This is a genomic window from uncultured Tenacibaculum sp., from assembly GCF_947494125.1.
GTDB lineage: Bacteria > Bacteroidota > Bacteroidia > Flavobacteriales > Flavobacteriaceae > Polaribacter.
The window spans coordinates 64,620-83,760 of record NZ_CANLTU010000006.1; the positions used below are offsets into that span (position 1 = coordinate 64,620).

Below are 19,141 nucleotides of genomic sequence, written 5' to 3' on the forward strand. Positions count from 1 at the left end.
GGTTTATTTTAAATTAACTATATTTGTTTATTATTATCTAAAATAAGTTGAACAATATAAAAAGCATATTTACAATTAAAGACCTTGAAAATATTTCAGGGATTAAAGCGCATACCATTAGGATATGGGAAAAAAGATATAACTTATTAGAGCCGAATAGAACAAATACAAATATTCGATATTATTCATCTGAAAGCTTAATGAAATTATTAAATGTAGTGCTTCTTAATAAGCATAATTTTAAAATTTCTAAGATTGCTATGATGAGTAATGATCAAATAAAAGTAAATGCTAGGGAATTGGCTTTTAAGTATGCGGTAAATGATGAGGCTATTAATTCTTTTAAAATAGCAATGTTTCAATTTGATAAAGTTTTATTTAATAATACTTATAATAAACTTCTTCATAAAAAAACATTTAGAAATATATTTAAAGATGTTTTTGTTCCTTTTTTAAATCACATTGGGTTGTTATGGCAAACAGATACGTTGTTGCCAGCTCATGAGCATTTTGTGTCTAATTTAATAATTCAAAAAATTCAAATAAATATAGAAAACTTAGAGCATTCGGTAGTTAATGTAGATAAAACTTATGTGTTGTTTTTGCCAGAAAATGAGGTGCATGAATTAGGTTTAATGTATTTAAATTATGAACTTGTTTTAAGAGGGTTTCAAACTATTTATTTAGGGCAGAGTTTGCCGTTGAGTAATTTGAGTCATTTTTTTGAAAGTAAATCAAAGGTCTGTTTTGTTACTTCTATGACAGTTCGTCCATATGATGATAAAGTGGTTGATTATTTTTATGAAATAGAAGATGTTTTAAAAAATACTGATCATGAATTATTGGCTGTTGGTAAAAAGGCTATGGATGTAGTTGGGGTTGATTTTCAGTCAAATATTTCTATCTATCCTTCAGTAATAGAGTTACTTAATAAGTTGTAATTTTTTTAATAAAATTTATTTTGTTTAACAATTATTTGTTTTTGTTAAACATTATTTGTAGTTTTGAATTGTGTTTTGTTAAGCAAAACTATTTTTTTATCAAAACTAATTTTGTTTATCATTTAATTATAAAAGTTAAACAAAAGTCTGAGAAAGCAGAAAAGCAGACTGAAAAATAAGAGTAAGCACTAATTAAACAATACAATTATGTTTTTTAAAAAAAGTTTATCGAAGATACCCTTCTTCTTAGTTTTATTTCTAAGTATTTGTTTATTTACATCCTGTAGTGATGATGATCCAATAATTGATAATGATGATATTGTGCAAAAGGCAATAAAAACATCAGATTTAAGTATTTTGGTAACTGCTCTTCAGAAAGCAGATTTAGTTTCAGCTTTACAAGCAGAAGGTCCTTTTACGGTTTTTGCACCAACTAATAAAGCTTTTCAGGATTTGTTAGATTCTAATAATTCTTGGAATTCATTGGATGATATTCCAGTAGAAACCTTAAAAAAAGTTTTGTTATTTCATGTCCTTAGTAATAAGGTAATGGCAGCTGATTTGTCTGATACTTATGTAAGTACATTGGCAACTGGTCCAAATGATAAAGCGTTGTCTTTACAAGTAGAGGTTACAGGTGCAGTTGAGTTTAATGGTGATTCTAAGCCCATTACTACAGACATTTCAGTAACAAATGGAGTAATACATATTATAGATAAAGTTATGTTGCCAGCTGATGTAGTAACATTAGCATTAAACAATAGTGGTTTTACTTCTTTAGTAGCGGCATTAACTGATAGTAGGCATACAACAGATTTTGTTTCTTTATTAAAAATGGCAGGACCTTATACCGTTTTTGCGCCAACCAATAGTGCTTTTCAAGCGTTATTAGATAGCAATGCATCATGGAATTCATTAACTGATGTGCCGATAGCTACATTAGAAGCAGTTTTAAAATATCATGTTTTCGCAGGAGGAAATGTTCAATCAGGTCAGTTAACAGATAACCAAGAGATAACCATGTTTAGTGGAGGAAAAGTTACTGTTGATTTATCAAATGGAGCTAGGTTAGAGACAACATCTGGGCAATCAGTTGTAATATCAATAACAGATGTTCAGAGTACAAATGGAGTTATACATGCAATAGATAGTGTTCTATTACCTTAAACTTTTAAGTGTCTGGTAATAAGTAGTTTTTGTTTTTATTTATTGTTTTTTAAGTTATATTTATAAATATAAAAAAATTGGAAAAAAAAATATCAATAATAGGTTCGGGTTTTTCATCGCTAGCAGCATCATGTTATCTTGCTAAAGCGGGATATGAGGTTGAGGTTTATGAAAAAAACTCAACAATAGGAGGAAGAGCCCGACAGTATAAAAGAGAAGGTTTTACTTTTGATATGGGGCCAACTTGGTATTGGATGCCAGATGTTTTTGAGAAATTCTTTTCTGATTTTAACAAGAAACCTTCAGATTACTATCAGTTACACAAATTAACTCCGGCTTATCAAGTGTATTTTGATGTTCTTGACTCGATTACAATTCCAGGTAGTTTAGAAGAAATTTATGAAGTATTTGAAAAAGAGGAGAAAGGAAGTTCAAAACATTTAAAGAGCTTTTTAAAATCGGCAGAGTACAACTATAAAGCATCTATAAATGATTTGGTTTATAAGCCAGGAATCTCTCCTTTAGAGTTAATTACTCCAGTTACAATTGGAAAAATCACACAGTTTTTTTCAACAATTAGAAAACAAGTAAGAAAAAAAATAAAAAGCAAAAAACTAATTCAAATATTAGAGTTCCCAGTTTTATTTTTGGGTGCAAAACCAAGCAATACGCCAGCCTTTTATAATTTTATGAATTATGCCGATTTCTCTCTAGGAACTTGGCATCCTGAAGAAGGAATGTATAAAGTTATAGAAGCAATGGTTTCTTTAGCAGTTTCATTAGGAGTGCAGTTTAAAACTAACGCTACAGTCGAAGAAATCTCTGTAACCTCAATAGGAGAGGCAAATGGGTTAATAATAGATGGAGATTTTGTAGCATCCGATGTAATTTTAAGCGGAGCAGATTACCATCATACAGAAACACTTTTGCCTAAGGCGTTTAAACAATATTCTGAAAAATATTGGGAAAAGAAAGTTTTTGCCCCATCATCTTTATTGTTCTATGTAGGTTTTAGTAAAAAACTACAAAACGTATGTCATCACACATTGTTTTTTGATACAGATTTTGATGCACATGCTAAAACAATATATGATCACCCCAGTTGGCCAAAAGAGCCACTGTTTTACGCAAGTTTTCCCTCAGTAACAGATGGTTCTTTTGCACCAACAAATAAAGAAGCAGCTACTTTTTTAATTCCTTTAGCACCAGGAATAGAAGATACACAAGAAATAAGAGAAGAATATTTTAATATTATAATAGAGAGGTTAGAGAAATTAACCCAACAGTCTTTAAAAGAACTTATTATTTTTAAAGAGAGTTATTGTGTTAATGATTTTATTGACGATTATAATTCCTATAAAGGAAATGCCTATGGATTGGCAAATATATTAACACAAACAGCATTTCTAAGGCCAAAAATAAAAAGTAAAAAAGTAAAAAATTTATTCTTTACAGGACAATTAACAGTTCCAGGACCAGGTGTGCCACCTTCATTAATTTCAGGTAAAATAGCATCAGATTTAATTATAAAAAACCACCCAATATGAAAAAATTATTTGATGAAGTTTCATACTCGTGTAGTAAATTAGTTACACAAAAATATAGTACATCATTCTCTTTAGCAACTAGAATGTTATCCCCAAAAATTAGAGTAGCTATTTATAATATTTATGGATTCGTTCGTTTTGCAGATGAAATCGTAGATTCTTTTCATAAGTATAATAAAGAAGAACTTTTAAATAGGTTTGAAAATGATTATTACTTATCAAAAAAAGAAGGTATTAGTTTAAATCCTATTTTAAATTCGTTTGTTCATACAGTTAATATGTATAGTATTTCAGATGACTTGGTACAAGCTTTTTTAAAAAGTATGAGAGCAGATTTATACAAAACTGAATACACAACAGAAGAAGAGTATAAAGAATATATATATGGCTCTGCAGATGTAGTAGGGTTAATGTGTTTAAAGGTTTTTGTAAACGGAAATGATAAACGTTACAATGAATTAAAAGAAGCAGCAATGCGTCTAGGCTCGGCATTTCAAAAAGTGAATTTTTTAAGAGATCTAAAAGATGATTATGAAGTGTTAAACCGATCATATTTTCCTAACATTAATTTGGAAAAATTAAATGACAGCTCAAAAGAATTAATTATTAAAGAAATTGAAGAAGATTTTGAGTATGCTTTTAAAAACGGAGTTTTAAAATTACCAGTTGAGGCAAAGTTTGGAGTTTTTATAGCGTATAGATATTATAAAAAACTTTTAAAGAAGTTAAAAGCAACGCCGTCTTCAAAAATTATGGATACGCGAATAAGGATTTCTAACCCAATGAAAATTAATTTATTGGCAAGGAGTTATGTGAAATATAAATTAAATCTAATTTAAATGATGTTTGTCGCTATTTCAATTCTAACTTTTATATTAATGGAAGGTGTTACATGGTGTACACATAAATATGTAATGCATGGTTTTGGATGGTTTTTACATGAAGATCATCATCAACCAGGTTATCCAAATGTGTTTGAAAAAAACGATGCATTTTTTGTTGTTTTTGCAATACCAAGTATGCTGTTATTTTATTTTGGAATTAGACCAGAACTCAATTTTTTATTTTTTATTGGGTTAGGGATTTTATTATATGGGATAGCGTATTTCTTAATTCATGATGTTTTAATACATAGGAGGTTTAATTGGTTTAAAAACACAAAGAATAGGTATTTAAGAGGTTTAAGAAAAGCTCATAAAATTCATCATAAACATTTAGGGAAACAAGAAGGAGAGTGCTTTGGTATGTTGTTTGTCCCGTTTAAATATTTCAAAAAAGTACAATGAGTAATTATCTGTATTTAATATTAAATTTAGGAAGTATAAGTATTCCTTTACTATATAGTGTACTTGAGAAAAAAATACACTTTATTAAATATGCTAAAATTGTATTTATAAGTATTTTTTTAGTGGCAGTTCCTTTTATTATATGGGATGCAGTTTTTACAAAGCATGGAGTTTGGGGTTTTAATGAAAATTATCATTTACCCTTTAAAATATTTAAAATGCCAATTGAAGAATGGATGTTTTTCTTTTGTATTCCTTATGCATGTTTATTTACACATGAGATGTTGAAGTATTATTTACCAAGTTTAAAATTATCAAAACCGGTAACAATTATTATAAGTAGTATATTAATAATAGTAACTTTTTGGTTGTTAATTTTTAATTTAGACAAAAGTTATACAACAGTAAATTTTTTATTATTTTTAACAATAATGCTTTATAGTTTAAAAAAGCATTTGATTACGTTACAAGAATATTTTCTAAGTTTTCTAGTAATTCTGATTCCATTTTTTATAGTAAATGGAATTTTAACAGGAAGCTTTATTGATAATCCAGTTGTATGGTACAATAACTCAGAAAATATTAATGTTCGATTATTTACGATTCCCCTTGAAGATGTGTTTTATGCATTTAACTTATTGTTTTCAATACAGTTAATATTTAATTTTTTTAAAACTAAAATCTATGGGAATCAGTAAAACAATTCGATTTGTTGTCTTTTTAAGTTTAAATTTTTTAGCACTAATTGTTGGGGTTTGGTTAATGAATGATGGACCACAAACAAATTGGTATCAATCTTTAAATAAAGCGCCTTGGACACCTGCCAGCTGGGTATTTGGAGTAGCATGGTTTTTTATTATGTTTTGCTTTTCATTTTACATGACTAATTTAAGTTTTAAGTTTAAACTAACTCAAGGAGGTTTTTTAATAGCGTATTTATACATGGTTCAATGGATTTTGAACGTTATGTGGAATTACTTTTTTTTTAATCAGCACTATACGGTACTTGGATTAATTATAATAATAGGATTGTGGTTGTTAATAGGATATTTTACAATAGAATATTGCAAAAAAATGAAAGCCTATACATTATTAATTTTACCCTATTTGGTTTGGATGACAATAGCAACAAGTTTAAACGCTTATGTAGTATTTAATAATTAAAATTATGACTAGAAAGAAAAAAATATCGCCAGAAATAATTATAGAATGGTATATGAATTCGGTTTTAATGTCAGGAAAACCACATTCTATTTTTGAATTTGCAAAGAATAATAATTTTGAGGAAGGAGATTTTTATAAATTTTTTTCAAGTTTTGAAAGTTTAGAAAAAGTAATTTTTAAAACTTTTGCAAAAGAAACAATTCATATGCTGCATAAAACTGATTCGTATCAGGATTATGGGTCTAAAGAAAAATTATTAAGTTTCTATTTTACTTTTTTTGAACTATTAACAGCTAATAGATCTTATGTGCTGCTTCAGTTAAAAGATATTAGGCTTGACTTTAGTAAACTTTCGGTTTTAAAGGAACTAAGAAACGAATTTATAAAATTCATAGACGGTATATCTCTAGAGAAAGTTGATTTTAAAAATGATAAAATTAATAAAGTTCAAGATAAAACCATTTCAGAAGGTTATTGGATTCAATTATTAATGATCCTTAAATTTTGGATAGAAGATGAATCGTCAAATTTTGAAAAAACAGATGTTTTTATAGAAAAATCTGTTAAAGCAAGTTTCGATATACAGCAAATAGCACCAGTAAAAAGTGTTATTGACCTAGCGAAGTTTTTGTGGAAGGAAAAAATGACAACGGTATGAAAACATTAGATAAAATACCGGTTTCAAAAATAGAAAGAGCAACCAAACTTGTAACAACAGGAATAAAAGTAGGAGTTAATTATGCTAAGTATTATGGTAATAAATTAACGCAAACTGAAGAAGAGGCTAGGAATAAATTAAATGAAGATAATGCCGAAGATATTTATGACGGATTAAAAGAATTAAAAGGATCTGCATTAAAAATAGCTCAAATGTTAAGTATGGAAAAGAATCTACTTCCAAATGCATATGTAGAAAAATTTTCATTATCACAATTTTCAGTGCCACCACTTTCTGGCCCTTTAGTAGTTAAAACCTTTAAAAAATATTTTAAGAAAACACCAGAAGACGTTTTTGATACATTTACTAAAGAATCGGTAAATGCAGCTAGTATAGGTCAAGTACACAAAGCAACTGTAAAAGATAAAAAATTAGCAGTAAAAATTCAATATCCAGGAATAGCGAATAGTATTTCTTCAGATTTAGCAATGGTAAAACCTATGGCTATGAAAATGTTTAATATAAAAGGAGAAGGTTCCGATGAATATTTTCAGGAAGTAGAGAGTAAACTATTAGAAGAAACAAATTATGTTTTAGAATTAAAACAAAGTAATGAAATAGCTCAAGCGTGTAGTCATATACCAAATTTAAAATTCCCTAGATATTACCAAGAATATTCATCAGAAAGAATTCTTACCATGGATTGGATGGATGGTATTCATTTATCTGAGTTTACAGAAAAAAATAGTGATGAGAAAAAAGCAAATAAATTAGGTCAAGCACTTTGGGATTTTTACATGTACCAAATGCATGTTTTAAAAAAAGCACATGCAGATCCGCATCCAGGAAATTTCTTAGTTTCAGATAATGAGGAGTTAATAGTAATAGATTTTGGATGTATGAAAGAAGTACCTCAGAGTTTTTATGTACCATACTTTGAATTAGCAAAGAAAGAGAATATAGAAAATCCAGCTTTTTTTGAAAGTAAATTATATGAACTTGAAATTTTAAGAAAAGACGATTCTGAAGAAGAGAAAGCATTTTTTAAAGCACTCTTTTATGAAATGCTATCCCTGTTTACAAAGCCATTTCAGAAAGAGGAGTTTGATTTTTCTGATGATGATTTTTTTGGAAAAATAGCAGATTTAGGACAGAAGTATGCCAAGAGTACAGAGTTAAGAAAAATGAATGGTAATAGAGGTTCTAAACATTTTATATACATAAATAGAACCTTTTTTGGATTGTATAATTTGATGCACGATTTAAATTCGAAAGAAATTAAAATAAATAATTTTAAAAATCTGTAATGCATATTACGAGAGAAGAAATAGAAGCGTTTCCGCATTTGTATAAAATTAACCTAATGAATAGTATTTCGGGTTACAAATCGGCAAATTTAATAGGAACAAAATCAAATACAGGTACGACTAATGTAGCAGTATTTAGTTCTGTGGTGCATTATGGTTCTAATCCACCTATTTTAGGTTTTGTAGTTCGCCCAACAACAGTAGTTAGAAATACATATAATAACATAAAGGAAACAGGTTCTTACACTATTAATGCAATAAGTAAAGATATAATAGAAGAAGCACATCATACTTCAGCTAAATATTCAGCAGAAATATCTGAGTTTGATAAAACAAATTTAACGCCAGAGTATAAAAATAATTTTTATGCTCCTTTTGTAAAGGAATCACCTTTGCAACTAGGAATGAAATACCTAGAAGAATATTATATAAAAGCAAATGATACAATTTTAGTATTAGGTGAAGTAGTTGATTTATATATTGAAGAAACAATGTTGTCAGAAGATGGTTTCTTAAATCTTTCAAAAGAGAATATTGCAGCAATTAATGGTTTAGATTCTTATGTTGTAGGAAATGACTTTAAAAGATTATCATATCAGAGACCAAAATAGATGAAAATATTAATCACAGGAACAACAGGCTATGTAGGAAAAAGAATAATTCCAATTCTTCTAAAAGAAGGACATACACTTGTGTGTTGTGTGAGAGATTTAAATAGGATACCGCTTGAGCTAAGAGAACAAAGTGAAATAAGTTTTTTAGAAATAGATTTTCTTAAGTCTAAGAATCAATTACCAAACGATATTGATGTAGCTTATTATCTTATACATTCAATGTCTACAAGTAGTAATGATTTTGAAAGTTTAGAAGAGAAATGTGCTATAACTTTTAAAGAGTTAGTTGAGAAAACAATTTGTAAACATGTAATTTATTTAAGTGGGATAGTGAATGATAATTCATTGTCAAAGCATTTACAATCAAGATACAAAGTAGAGCAAATATTAAATAGTAAAGAATATGCTTTAACAACATTTAGAGCAGGAATTGTAGTAGGAAGTGGAAGTGCATCTTTTGAAATTATAAGAGATTTAGTAGAGAAATTACCATTAATGATAGCTCCAAGGTGGTTGTATACAAAAACGCAGCCTATAGCAATTCGAGATGTATTAACATATTTAACCAAAGCGATTTTAAATAAAGAAGTATATAATAAATCATATGATATTTTTGGACCAGAAGTATTAACATATAAAGATATGCTACTACAGTTTGCAGAAGCAAGAGGATTAAAACGTCTTATTATTACATTACCAGTATTATCACCAAAATTATCATCATACTGGTTGTATTTTGTTACTTCAACATCTTTTAATTTGGCAAAAACCTTGGTCGATAGTATGAAGGTAGAAGTAATTGGACAAGAAAGTACTATAAATGAAATAATAAATGTACAACCAATTGCATATAAAAAAGCAGTAGATAGAGCATTTAAGAAAATTGCACAAAATTCAATGATATCTAGTTGGAAGGATGCAAAAATAAGTGGTGTTTTTAAAGAGGAATATAGCAAATATATCGAGTTGCCACATTATGGTTGCTTTAAAGATATAAGAAGTAGAGAAGTTACAAATGAAACAAATACACTAGAAAATATTTGGAGTATAGGAGGGAAAAAAGGTTGGTATAAGTTCAATTTTTTATGGAAGGTTAGAGGGTATATTGATACGTTTTTTGGAGGTGTAGGTTTGCGTAGAGGAAGAAGACATCCTACGGAGTTGGAACCAGGAGACGCGTTAGATTTTTGGAGAGTATTGTTAGCAGATAAAAAAAATAAAAGACTATTACTTTTAGCAGAAATGAAACTCCCAGGAGAAGCATGGTTAGAGTTTAAAATAATTAAAGGAAGACTATACCAAAGAGCAGTTTTTAGACCTAAAGGAATATTAGGAAGAATGTATTGGTATACAGTATTGCCTTTTCATGCATTTGTTTTTAAAGGGATGATAAATAATTTAGTAAAAGAACAAGTATGAAAACAGTTGTGGTAATAGGAGGTAGTAAAGGTATTGGAAAGGCAATAGTAGATAGCTTAAAAGAAACAACAAAAATTATAAATATAAGCAGAACTTCAGCTGGAAATCATTCAAATATAATGCATTATACATGTGATGTTACAACAGATGAATTACCATTGTTAGAAGAAATACACGGTTTAGTTTATTGCCCCGGAAACATCAATTTAAAACCATTTAAACGCTTAACTCTTGATGATTTTCAAAATGATTTTAATATAAATGTAAAAGGGGCGATAAAAGCTATACATGCCTATGAAGAGGTATTGTCTAAAAATAATAGTAGTGTAGTTTTTTTTAGTACTGTAGCTTCAAAACTAGGAATGCCATTTCATGCTAGTATTGCATGTAGTAAATCTGCTATAGAAGGATTAACAAAATCGTTAGCAGCAGAGTATGCTACAAAAATACGTTTCAACGCAATAGCACCAACTATAACAAATACAACATTAGCAGGAAGGTTATTGAGGAATGAAAAACAGCTAGAAATAATGAAACAAAGGCATCCGTTAAAGAAAATTCTAGAACCAGCAGAAGTAGCAGAATTAGCCTGTTATTTATTGTCAGATAAGGCATCAGGAATGACTGGGCAAATAATTCCTATAGATGCAGGAATAGTAAGTATAAAAATTTAAAACAAGAAACAATGAAGTGGTTAATATTAATAAGTGTCTTTTTATGTATGAATGATGAGATTGTAATTTTTGATAAAGCTCAAAGTTCGCAAAAGTGGTATATCACTAATGATGTAGTAATGGGAGGTTTATCAAAATCAACAATGAAGGTTGATAAAGCAGGAAAAGCAGTCTTTTCAGGAGAAGTATCAATAGAAAATAATGGAGGTTTTGCAATGACTAGGTTACCCTTGAATGTAAAATTAGATAGTAAGAAATCAAAAATTGTATTACAACTAAAAGGAGATGGCAAAAAATATCAATTGAGACTTAAGTCAAGTAAAAATCAACGTTTTTGGTATGTGAAAACATTTCAAACAACAAATAAAGATCAGATAATAGAATTACCATTGTCAGAATTTTACCCATCATTTAGGGGGTATAAATTAGATTTAGGAAATTTTTCTGGAGATAAATTAAAAGAAGTAGCCATACTTGTTGGAAACAAAAAAAATGAATCATTTAATTTAGAAATAGAAAAAATAATAATCAGATAAATGAAAATATTAAAAATAACGATACTGATGACACTATTTAGTTTTTTAGCGAAAGCACAAACAAAAGAACCTAAGGAATCTTTATATGAGATAAGAATTGAAGGGATTGAAGGAACGGAATTGAATTTAAAACAATATCAAGGGAAGAAAATATTATTTGTTAATGTAGCATCAAAATGTGGATTTACAAATCAATATGATGGACTACAAGAGCTGTATACAAAGTATAAAGATAAATTAGTTGTTATTGGATTGCCATGTAACCAGTTTGGAGGGCAAGAGCCAGGAACCAAAACTGAAATACAATCGTTTTGTAGATTAAACTACGGAGTAGGTTTTCCTATGACAGAAAAAATAGAAGTCAAAGGAGAAAATCAACATTCAATTTATCAATGGCTTACGCAGAAGTCTAAAAATGGAAAAATGAATTCTTCAGTAAAATGGAATTTTCAAAAGTACTTGGTAGATGAAGAAGGGCGTTTGATAGATGTGTTTTATTCAATAACAAAACCGATGAGTTCAAAAATAACGAAATTGTTGTAAATGGTTAAGATAACGAAACATTCAGGTATATATACTTTGTCTACAGAACAGGTGTTAAATGTTTCTTTAGAAAAAGCATGGAATTTTTTTAGTGCACCACAAAATTTAGAAAAAATAACTCCATCACATATGGGGTTTCAAATAACATCTATAGTAGATGATAAAGCGTATGCTGGACAAATAATAACTTATAAAGTAGGGATTTTACCAGGAATAAAATCGAGTTGGGTAACAGAAATAACTCAAGTAAAAGAAGAACAGTTTTTTATAGACGAACAACGTTTTGGGCTATACAAAATGTGGCATCATGAACATTGGTTTGAAGAATTACCAGAAGGAAAAACATTGATGAAAGATAAAATATCATATAAAATACCATTTGGATTTTTAGGACGTATAGCGCAAGTTGTTTTTATAAAAAAACAATTGAAATCAATTTTTGAACATCGACATGAAACTTTAGAAAATTTGTTTAGTGGAAAATAAAGTAGTCATTTTTTGGTTTCGTAGAGATTTACGTTTAAAAGATAATAAAGGATTACATAAGGCATTGTCATCAGGGAAAAAAGTAATACCAATTTTCATTTTTGATGAGGATATTTTAGATAAGTTGCCGGAAAACGATGCTAGAGTAAGCTTTATTTATGAAGTATTAAAAGAGCTTGATGTACAACTTAAAAAAGTAGCATCTTCACTTTTGGTGTTAAAAGGAAAACCGATTGAAGTATTGGGTCAATTACTTAATGAATATGAGGTAGCAGAGGTTTTTATCAATAAAGATTATGAGCCTTACGCAACTCAAAGAGATACTCAAATAAAGCCTTTTTTAGAATCAAAAGGAATAAGTTTTAGCGCTTTTAAAGACCAAGTTGTTTTTGAAAAAGATGAGGTAGTAAAAAACGATGGAACACCTTATACCGTATATACTCCATATAAAAATAAATGGTTGCAAGCTTTTTCAAAAGAAAGAGATATCCAAGGATATAAGATTGATTTTACTAATTTTTTTAAGATTTCTATAAGTTTTCCAACTTTAAATTCTATTGGCTTTAACGAGAGTAGTATAAAAGTAAAACCATATAATCTTGCTCAGATAAATACTTATGATACTACAAGGGATTTTCCTGCTAAAAACACAACATCATATGTGTCTCCTCATTTGCGTTTTGGAACGGTAAGTATAAGAGAAATGGTTAAAAAAGCACTTGAATTAAATAGTATATTTTTAAACGAATTGATTTGGCGCGAATTTTTCATGCAAATATTATATCACTTTCCTAAGGTGGTAACTCATAATTTTAAATCGAAATATGATGTTATTCCATGGAGAAACAATAAAGAAGAATTTGAGAAATGGTGTAAAGGAGAAACAGGATATCCAATGGTAGATGCAGGCATGAGAGAGTTAAATGAAACAGGCTATATGCACAATAGAGTTAGAATGATAACTGCTGGGTTTTTATGCAAGCATTTGTTAATAGATTGGCGATGGGGTGAAGCTTATTTTGCAAAAAAATTATTGGATTATGATTTGTCTGCTAATAATGGAAATTGGCAATGGGCAGCAGGAACAGGTTGCGATGCTGCACCTTATTTTAGAGTTTTTAATCCGGAAACACAATTAAAAAATTTTGATAAGGATTTAAAATACGTGAAAAAATGGGTGAAAAATTTTGAACAACTTACGTATCCACAACCCATGGTAGCACATAAATTTGCGAGAGAACGTGCAATAAGTACCTATAAAGAAGCATTGAATTAAAAAAGGTTCTAAATTTAATTATTTAGAACCTTTTTATAATTTTATTAGCTAACGATTATACAATATAATCTTTCGCTTTTTCAATAACTTTTGGTAACCCACCAGGGTTTTTACCACCAGCAGTAGCAAAGAAGTTTTGTCCTCCACCACCTCCGTGGATATACTTTCCTAATTCGCGAACTACTTTACCAGCATCATAACCACGTTCGTTTGCTAATTCTTTAGAAATATAACAAGTTAGCATCGCTTTTTCTGGTGAAGCAGAAGTAGCAAATAATAAGAATAAATTTTTATGCTCTCCTCCTAATTCAAACATTAAGTTTTTAATGCTATTTTGATCTAAGTCTACCTTAGTTGCTAAAAATTGAACCCCATTAACCTCTTGTAATTGGTTTTTGATATCACCTTTCATATTTTTAGCTTTATCTTTTAAAAGCAGCTCTATTTGCTTTTTTAAAGAAGTATTTTCATCTTGTAAAGTACTTACCGATTTTGCAACATCTTTAGGGTTTTTCAATAATTGTTTTACGGTAGAAAAATTACGAGCAACATCTTCAAAATAATTTCCCACAGCAATATTTGTAATCGCTTCAATACGTCGAATACCAGCTGCAACTGCACCTTCAGATTTTATTTTAAAATACCAAATATCACCTGTTTGTTGTACGTGAGTACCTCCACATAGTTCCATAGATTGTCCAAACTTAATAGCACGAACACTATCTCCGTATTTTTCACCAAACAATGCCATAGCACCTTCGTCAATAGCTTGTTGCATTGGTATATTTCTTTTTTCAATTAAAGGTAAGTTTTCGCGAATACGAGCATTTACAAAATCTTCAATTTCTTGCAGTTGATCTTTGTCAACTTTAGAGAAATGAGAAAAATCGAAACGTAAATAATCAGGACTTACTAACGATCCTTTTTGTTCTACGTGAGTACCTAAAATGCTTCTTAAAGCTTGGTGTAATAAGTGTGTTGCAGTATGATTACTAGCAGATAGATGTCTGAATTCATCATTTACTACAGCTTTAAATGTTTCATTTAAATGCTTAGGTAATGTTTTAGAAAAATGAATAATTACATTATTCTCTTTTTTAGTGTCAATGATATAAATAACATCACCATTTGGAGTTTCTAAATATCCTTTATCACCAATTTGTCCACCACCTTCAGGGTAAAAAGGAGTCATGTTAAATACTAATTGGTATTGATCTCCATCTTTTTTTGTTGTTACTTTTCTGTAACGAGTTAGTTTTACATCAACACTTAAAGTATCGTACCCAACAAACTCTTCGGTTTCATCTTCTATTAAAGTAACCCAGTCACCAGTTTCACTTGCAGAAGCAGCACGAGAACGATCTTTTTGAGCTTTCATTCCAGCATTAAATTCCTCTTCATTAATATCATACCCTTTTTCACGAGCAATTAACTGTGTTAAATCTAAAGGGAAGCCATAAGTATCGTATAATTCGAAAGCTTTTTTACCAGAAACTGTTTTACCTTCTGTAGTTTCAATTACTTTATCTAATAATAACAAACCTTGATCTAAAGTTCTTAAAAAAGAAGCTTCTTCTTCTTTAATTACATTATGAACAAGAGCGTCTTGTTTTTTAATTTCAGGAAAAGCATCACCCATTTGATGTGCTAATGTCTCTGCTAATTTGTATATGAAAGGTTCTTTTTTATTTAAAAAGGTAAATCCGTAACGAATAGCACGACGTAAAATTCTACGAATAACATAACCCGCACCAGTGTTACTTGGTAATTGACCATCAGCAATAGCAAAAGCCACAGCACGAACATGATCAACAATTACACGAATAGCAATGTCTATTTTTTCATCTTTTCCGTAAGTAATACCAGTAATGGTTTCAATCTCACGAATTAATGGAGTAAATACATCCGTATCATAGTTCGATTTAACGTCTTGTAAAACCATACATAAACGTTCAAACCCCATACCTGTATCGATATGTTTTGCAGGTAAATCGTTTAATGAACCATTTGCTTTACGATTGTATTGCATGAAAACTAAATTCCAAATCTCAACAACCTGAGGGTGATCTTCATTTACTAACAATTTTCCGTCAACTTTAGCTTTTTCTTCAGCAGAACGAATATCAACATGAATTTCTGAACACGGACCACAAGGACCTTGTTCTCCCATTTCCCAGAAGTTATCTTTTTTATTTCCCATTAAGATACGATCTTCAGAAATGTATTGTTTCCAGATGTCGTATGCTTCTTGGTCCATTTTAGTACCGTCTTTTTCGTCACCTTCAAAAACAGTTATATATAAAATATCTTTATCTACCTTATAAACTTCGGTTAGTAATTCCCAAGCCCAAGCAATAGCTTCTTTTTTAAAGTAATCACCAAAACTCCAGTTACCTAACATTTCAAACATGGTGTGATGATAGGTGTCGTAACCAACTTCTTCTAAATCGTTGTGTTTACCAGAAACACGTAAACATTTTTGAGAATCAGAAATTCGATTATTTTTCGGATTGGCATTCCCTAAGAAAAACTCTTTAAAAGGCGCCATACCAGAGTTGGTAAACATTAAAGTAGGATCGTTCTTTAACACCATAGGTGCAGAAGGAACAATATCATGTTGTTTTGATTTAAAAAAATCTAAAAATTTAGCTCTAATATCCTGAGATTTCATACAACTCTAGTATCTTAATTCTGTTAAATTATCATTAAAAAACTGCTTATAAAAAGAAGTTTTAAAACATTTTGTAAATTTGTGAGTTTCCAAACATAACCCTTTAAAGAAAGTAGCTCGTTTAAAGAGCACAAAAATAGTATATTTAGCATTATGGCGAAAGTAAAATATTATTACGATCCAGAGACTTTATCATATAGAAAAATAGAGGCAAGAAAAAGTGAAACTTATAAAAAATCTTTTTTAGGAATTATAAGTGCTTTGTTAATTGCTTTTTTTGGTTTTATAGGGTTTAGTCAGTTTTTAATGTCGCCAAAAGAAAGAACACAAAAAAGGGAGTTAGATAATTTAAAATTGCATTATGAATTACTTTCTAAAAAGATGGAAGAAAGCTCTAGTGTACTTAGAGAATTACAAGAAAGAGACAATAACATATATAGAATTTATTTTGAAGCAAGTCCTATACCAGAAGAACAGCGTAGAGCTGGTTTTGGAGGCGTAAATAGATATAAACATTTAGAGGGTTTTGATAATTCTGAAATGGTTAAAAATGTGACTAAAGATTTAGATGTGTTATCAAAACAGATGGTAGTACAATCAAAATCACTAGATGAAATTGTTAACCTAGCTAAAGAAAAAGAAAAAATGTTAGCTTCTATACCGGCAATTCAACCAGTGAAGAATGAAGATTTAAAAAGAATGGCATCTGGTTATGGTATGCGAATGCATCCTATTTTAAAATCATGGAAAATGCACTATGGTATGGACTTTACTGCACCAACGGGTACTCCAATTTTCGCATCAGGTAACGGTAAAATTAAAAAAGCACATAGAAGTTCAACCTTTGGTAAAGTAGTATACATAGATCATGGATATGGTTATGAAACTATTTATGCACATATGAGTAAAATTGTTGCAAAGAGAGGTCAAAAAGTAAAACGAGGAGATTTAATAGGTTATGTTGGTAATACAGGACGTTCTGCTGCTCCTCATTTACATTACGAGGTACATAAAAATGGTAGAAAAGTTAATCCTATTTATTATTATTATGGAGATTTAACTCCGGAAGAGTTTGTAGCAATGCAAAAAGCATCGCAACAAAAAGGACAGTCTTACGATTAATGATTAATTTGCTATGAAAAATGTACGTTGAACTACCAGAAAAAAGATATTACAAAATAGGAGAAGTATCTAAAGCTTTTAATGTAAATGTTTCGTTAATACGTTTTTGGGAAAAGGAATTTGATGTAATAAAACCCAAAAAAAACGCAAAAGGAAATAGACTTTTTACTAAAGAAGATGTTGAAAATTTTAAATTAATATATAATTTAGTAAAAGAGCGAGGTTTTACTTTAGAAGGAGCGAAGCAAAAACTAAAGAAAAACCCAGAAGGAGTTGTAAATAACCACGAAATAATTAGTAGGTTAGAAGTAGTAAAAGCTGAATTGCAAAAAATCAAAAATCAATTATAACAATAAATAGAAAAAGTAGTTGCTTACTTTAAGTGATTAGATTGTTGTGTTTTTCATAAACTCATAACAGTATAGAAAATTGTTAAACCAATTCATTTTATAATGATAAAAAAAAGCCTGATTCTACTATCTTTTTTATTAATAGTTAGTTGTCAAAACTTTGGGAAACTAAAAGTAGTTGCTGATTTACCTGATGTTTTAGAAGAGGTTTCAGGAATACAAAAAGTAAAAGGTTCAGATTTATTATGGATGCTTAATGATAGTGGGAATGCTTCTGTTATTTATGGTGTTGATACTAAAGGAAACATTATAAGAGAAGTAATTGTAAAAGCTAAAAATCACGATTGGGAAGATATTACTTCAGACAGTGAAGGGAATTTATACATTGCCGATTTTGGAAACAATAATAATAAGAGAAAAAACTTAAAAATATTAAAAATTAAGAATGAAGACTTATTGAATAATGATGCAGTTGATGTAGAAAAAATAAAGTTTTCATATCCAGATCAAAAAAAGTTTCCACCTAAAAAGAAGGATCGATTTTATGATGCTGAAAGCTTATTGTTTAAAAATGGAGCTTTATACATTTTTACTAAGAGTAGATTTAAAGGGAATTATGGGCAAACTAGTTTGTATAAAATCCCAGCTATAAAAGGAAATCATACAGCAAAATATATCTCATCATTTGAAACGTGTAACGATTTGCATTGTTGGATTACAGCAGCAGCAATATCACCAGATGAGAAAAAGGTTGTTTTATTAAATCATCAATCGGTTTTTGTCTTTACAAATTTTACAAGTGATAATTTTATGTCAGGAGAAGTAAAAGAATTTCCTCTAGGACATACTTCTCAAAAAGAAAGCATAACTTTTAAAGATAATAATACGCTTTATATCGCTGATGAAAAGGCACATTTACAAGGAGGGAAATTATACGAGTTTCAACTTAAATAAACTCAAACAATAACATTACCCAACCAATAATTAATAATAATCCACCTAATGGAGTTATAGGTCCTAAGAATTTCATTTTTTTACCTTTAGCGTCTGATAATACCAAACCATAAATACTAAAAGAAAAAAGAAGTATTCCAACAATAAACGACCAGCCCATTAATTGATTTGGACTTGAAAAATTGCTTCCTACAAACAATAGTACAATTGCGTGATACATTTGATATTTTACACCAGTTTCAAATGATTTTAATTGATCGTCTGATAATGTTTTCTTTAAGGAATGAGCTCCAAAAGCCCCCATAATTACTGCAAACATTCCAAAAATAGCGCCAGAAATTAATATAATTTGTTGTGTCATAATAAGAAGAAAAAAGACTTTACGAATACAATGTAAAGTCTTTATATTTTAAATTAATAATTACG

The 19,141-nt window shown here is 29.3% G+C and carries 21 protein-coding genes; 19 read left to right on the plus strand and 2 right to left on the minus strand.

Going from position 1 to position 19,141, the window contains the following annotated elements; translation table 11 throughout:
• Positions 1 to 47 precede the first annotated feature (47 nt).
• The 16 genes from Q0881_RS11125 (at position 48) to Q0881_RS11200 (ending at position 13,618) form a co-directional block, all read left to right on the plus strand.
• Positions 48 to 941: a MerR family transcriptional regulator gene (locus tag Q0881_RS11125; RefSeq protein WP_299160159.1), complete on the plus strand. Its 894-nt coding sequence runs from the start codon at positions 48 to 50 to the stop codon at positions 939 to 941.
• A gap of 207 nt (positions 942 to 1,148) precedes the next feature.
• Positions 1,149 to 2,108 carry a fasciclin domain-containing protein gene (locus Q0881_RS11130; protein WP_299160162.1) on the plus strand — a complete coding sequence of 320 codons (960 nt, stop codon included), beginning with the start codon at positions 1,149 to 1,151 and terminating at the stop codon, positions 2,106 to 2,108.
• Positions 2,109 to 2,185: 77 nt separating this feature from the next.
• Positions 2,186 to 3,655, plus strand: a complete 1,470-nt coding sequence (gene crtI / locus Q0881_RS11135) for a phytoene desaturase family protein (protein ID WP_299160165.1) — start codon at positions 2,186 to 2,188, stop codon at positions 3,653 to 3,655.
• Entirely contained in the window at positions 3,652 to 4,494 is an 843-nt protein-coding gene (locus Q0881_RS11140) for a squalene/phytoene synthase family protein (protein WP_299160167.1), read from the plus strand. The genes crtI and Q0881_RS11140 overlap by 4 nt, the downstream gene beginning before the upstream one ends.
• Complete coding sequence (locus Q0881_RS11145; protein WP_299160170.1) at positions 4,495 to 4,941, plus strand: sterol desaturase family protein; 447 nt, start codon at positions 4,495 to 4,497, stop codon at positions 4,939 to 4,941.
• Positions 4,938 to 5,639, plus strand: a complete 702-nt coding sequence (locus Q0881_RS11150) for a lycopene cyclase domain-containing protein (RefSeq protein WP_299160171.1) — start codon at positions 4,938 to 4,940, stop codon at positions 5,637 to 5,639. Before Q0881_RS11145 ends, Q0881_RS11150 begins: the two co-directional genes overlap by 4 nt.
• Entirely contained in the window at positions 5,626 to 6,105 is a 480-nt protein-coding gene (locus tag Q0881_RS11155; RefSeq protein WP_299160173.1) for a TspO/MBR family protein, read from the plus strand. The genes Q0881_RS11150 and Q0881_RS11155 overlap by 14 nt, the downstream gene beginning before the upstream one ends.
• Positions 6,106 to 6,109: 4 nt before the next feature.
• Positions 6,110 to 6,763, plus strand: a complete 654-nt coding sequence (locus Q0881_RS11160) for a TetR family transcriptional regulator C-terminal domain-containing protein (RefSeq protein WP_299160175.1) — start codon at positions 6,110 to 6,112, stop codon at positions 6,761 to 6,763.
• Entirely contained in the window at positions 6,760 to 8,070 is a 1,311-nt protein-coding gene (locus Q0881_RS11165; RefSeq protein WP_299160178.1) for an AarF/UbiB family protein, read from the plus strand. The genes Q0881_RS11160 and Q0881_RS11165 overlap by 4 nt, the downstream gene beginning before the upstream one ends.
• Entirely contained in the window at positions 8,070 to 8,681 is a 612-nt protein-coding gene (locus Q0881_RS11170) for a flavin reductase family protein (protein ID WP_299160181.1), read from the plus strand. The genes Q0881_RS11165 and Q0881_RS11170 overlap by 1 nt, the downstream gene beginning before the upstream one ends.
• Positions 8,682 to 10,103, plus strand: a complete 1,422-nt coding sequence (locus Q0881_RS11175) for an SDR family oxidoreductase (RefSeq protein WP_299160183.1) — start codon at positions 8,682 to 8,684, stop codon at positions 10,101 to 10,103.
• On the plus strand, positions 10,100 to 10,777 hold the full coding sequence (locus Q0881_RS11180) for an SDR family oxidoreductase (RefSeq protein ID WP_299160186.1): 678 nt from the start codon (positions 10,100 to 10,102) through the stop codon (positions 10,775 to 10,777). Before Q0881_RS11175 ends, Q0881_RS11180 begins: the two co-directional genes overlap by 4 nt.
• 11 nt (positions 10,778 to 10,788) lie before the next feature.
• Complete coding sequence (locus Q0881_RS11185) at positions 10,789 to 11,313, plus strand: CIA30 family protein (RefSeq protein WP_299160187.1); 525 nt, start codon at positions 10,789 to 10,791, stop codon at positions 11,311 to 11,313.
• Between the two features lie 27 nt (positions 11,314 to 11,340).
• Entirely contained in the window at positions 11,341 to 11,856 is a 516-nt protein-coding gene (locus tag Q0881_RS11190; protein WP_299160189.1) for a glutathione peroxidase, read from the plus strand.
• Entirely contained in the window at positions 11,857 to 12,342 is a 486-nt protein-coding gene (locus tag Q0881_RS11195; protein ID WP_299160191.1) for an SRPBCC family protein, read from the plus strand.
• On the plus strand, positions 12,332 to 13,618 hold the full coding sequence (locus Q0881_RS11200) for a deoxyribodipyrimidine photo-lyase (protein WP_299160193.1): 1,287 nt from the start codon (positions 12,332 to 12,334) through the stop codon (positions 13,616 to 13,618). Before Q0881_RS11195 ends, Q0881_RS11200 begins: the two co-directional genes overlap by 11 nt.
• A gap of 55 nt (positions 13,619 to 13,673) precedes the next feature.
• Here the strand turns inward: Q0881_RS11200 and alaS are convergent, their stop codons facing one another.
• Positions 13,674 to 16,289 (minus strand): alanine--tRNA ligase, encoded by a 2,616-nt coding sequence (gene alaS / locus Q0881_RS11205; protein WP_299160195.1) that lies wholly within the window; start codon positions 16,287 to 16,289, stop codon positions 13,674 to 13,676.
• A 153-nt stretch (positions 16,290 to 16,442) separates the two neighbouring features.
• Here alaS and Q0881_RS11210 point away from each other — a divergent pair, with 153 nt between their 5' ends.
• From Q0881_RS11210 to Q0881_RS11220, 3 genes are all read left to right on the plus strand, one after another.
• The gene (locus tag Q0881_RS11210; RefSeq protein ID WP_299160198.1) at positions 16,443 to 17,411 is read left to right on the plus strand and encodes a M23 family metallopeptidase; all 969 of its coding nucleotides are present in this window, start codon (positions 16,443 to 16,445) and stop codon (positions 17,409 to 17,411) included.
• Positions 17,412 to 17,431: 20 nt separating this feature from the next.
• On the plus strand, positions 17,432 to 17,761 hold the full coding sequence (locus tag Q0881_RS11215; protein WP_299160200.1) for a MerR family transcriptional regulator: 330 nt from the start codon (positions 17,432 to 17,434) through the stop codon (positions 17,759 to 17,761).
• Positions 17,762 to 17,863: 102 nt separating this feature from the next.
• A complete protein-coding gene (locus Q0881_RS11220; RefSeq protein WP_299160203.1) occupies positions 17,864 to 18,715 on the plus strand; it encodes a hypothetical protein in 852 nt (283 codons plus the stop codon).
• Here the strand turns inward: Q0881_RS11220 and Q0881_RS11225 are convergent.
• A complete protein-coding gene (locus Q0881_RS11225; protein WP_299160205.1) occupies positions 18,708 to 19,076 on the minus strand; it encodes a DUF423 domain-containing protein in 369 nt (122 codons plus the stop codon). The genes Q0881_RS11220 and Q0881_RS11225 overlap by 8 nt on opposite strands.
• Between the last annotated feature and the right edge of the window lie 65 nt (positions 19,077 to 19,141).

Coding starts and splice junctions, on each gene's coding strand:
- Q0881_RS11215 (WP_299160200.1), top strand. CDS start 17,432: ATGTACGTTGAACTACCAGAAAAAAGATATTACAAAATAGGAGAAGTA.
- Q0881_RS11145 (WP_299160170.1), top strand. CDS start 4,495: ATGATGTTTGTCGCTATTTCAATTCTAACTTTTATATTAATGGAAGGT.
- Q0881_RS11225 (WP_299160205.1), bottom strand. CDS start 19,076: ATGACACAACAAATTATATTAATTTCTGGCGCTATTTTTGGAATGTTT.
- Q0881_RS11140 (WP_299160167.1), top strand. CDS start 3,652: ATGAAAAAATTATTTGATGAAGTTTCATACTCGTGTAGTAAATTAGTT.
- Q0881_RS11210 (WP_299160198.1), top strand. CDS start 16,443: ATGGCGAAAGTAAAATATTATTACGATCCAGAGACTTTATCATATAGA.
- Q0881_RS11220 (WP_299160203.1), top strand. CDS start 17,864: ATGATAAAAAAAAGCCTGATTCTACTATCTTTTTTATTAATAGTTAGT.
- Q0881_RS11130 (WP_299160162.1), top strand. CDS start 1,149: ATGTTTTTTAAAAAAAGTTTATCGAAGATACCCTTCTTCTTAGTTTTA.
- Q0881_RS11170 (WP_299160181.1), top strand. CDS start 8,070: ATGCATATTACGAGAGAAGAAATAGAAGCGTTTCCGCATTTGTATAAA.
- Q0881_RS11150 (WP_299160171.1), top strand. CDS start 4,938: ATGAGTAATTATCTGTATTTAATATTAAATTTAGGAAGTATAAGTATT.
- Q0881_RS11155 (WP_299160173.1), top strand. CDS start 5,626: ATGGGAATCAGTAAAACAATTCGATTTGTTGTCTTTTTAAGTTTAAAT.
- Q0881_RS11190 (WP_299160189.1), top strand. CDS start 11,341: ATGACACTATTTAGTTTTTTAGCGAAAGCACAAACAAAAGAACCTAAG.
- alaS (WP_299160195.1), bottom strand. CDS start 16,289: ATGAAATCTCAGGATATTAGAGCTAAATTTTTAGATTTTTTTAAATCA.
- Q0881_RS11160 (WP_299160175.1), top strand. CDS start 6,110: ATGACTAGAAAGAAAAAAATATCGCCAGAAATAATTATAGAATGGTAT.
- Q0881_RS11185 (WP_299160187.1), top strand. CDS start 10,789: ATGAAGTGGTTAATATTAATAAGTGTCTTTTTATGTATGAATGATGAG.
- Q0881_RS11195 (WP_299160191.1), top strand. CDS start 11,857: ATGGTTAAGATAACGAAACATTCAGGTATATATACTTTGTCTACAGAA.
- Q0881_RS11165 (WP_299160178.1), top strand. CDS start 6,760: ATGAAAACATTAGATAAAATACCGGTTTCAAAAATAGAAAGAGCAACC.
- Q0881_RS11175 (WP_299160183.1), top strand. CDS start 8,682: ATGAAAATATTAATCACAGGAACAACAGGCTATGTAGGAAAAAGAATA.
- Q0881_RS11180 (WP_299160186.1), top strand. CDS start 10,100: ATGAAAACAGTTGTGGTAATAGGAGGTAGTAAAGGTATTGGAAAGGCA.